Raw genomic sequence first — 407 nt, 5'->3', positions numbered from 1 at the left:
GGGACGCGTCCACCATGTCTTCGGCGCTCATCACGATGCCCTGTGGAAGGTGCTCCACCGGCAGGCCGGAAAGGTGCCAGAAGTCGGTTGCGGTGGCGCCCGGCAGGACGACCTGGACACGCACGCCCTTGTCGGCCAGCTCATGGTGGAGCGACTGCGAGAACGCCAGCACGAACGCCTTGCTTCCCGCGTAGACCCCGTTGAGCAGCTCCGGTGCCAGCGCGACGATGGAGGCGATGTTGATGATCGTGCCCCGGCCACGTGCCACAAACACCGGCGCTGCAGCATAGGCCAGGCGCATCGCGGCGTTCACGTTGAGCGTGATCATGCGCTCCATCTCGCCGATATCCGACTGCAGCAGGGGCGCCGTAGCGCCGATACCGGCATTGTTGACCAGCACCTGGATA

Annotated in this window: 1 protein-coding gene; it reads right to left on the bottom strand. The window is 65.6% G+C overall.

Translation table 11 applies throughout. The features are described from left to right. The coding region (locus tag D7X55_RS47165; RefSeq protein WP_121725799.1) for an SDR family oxidoreductase at positions 1–407 on the bottom strand (407 nt) is incomplete at both ends.

Origin of the sequence: Corallococcus sp. AB049A, from assembly GCF_003668885.1 — a bacterium.
Lineage (GTDB): Bacteria > Myxococcota > Myxococcia > Myxococcales > Myxococcaceae > Corallococcus > Corallococcus interemptor.
The sequence above is the reverse complement of the archived record's forward strand: the minus strand, read 5'-3'. Positions and strand labels throughout refer to the sequence as shown.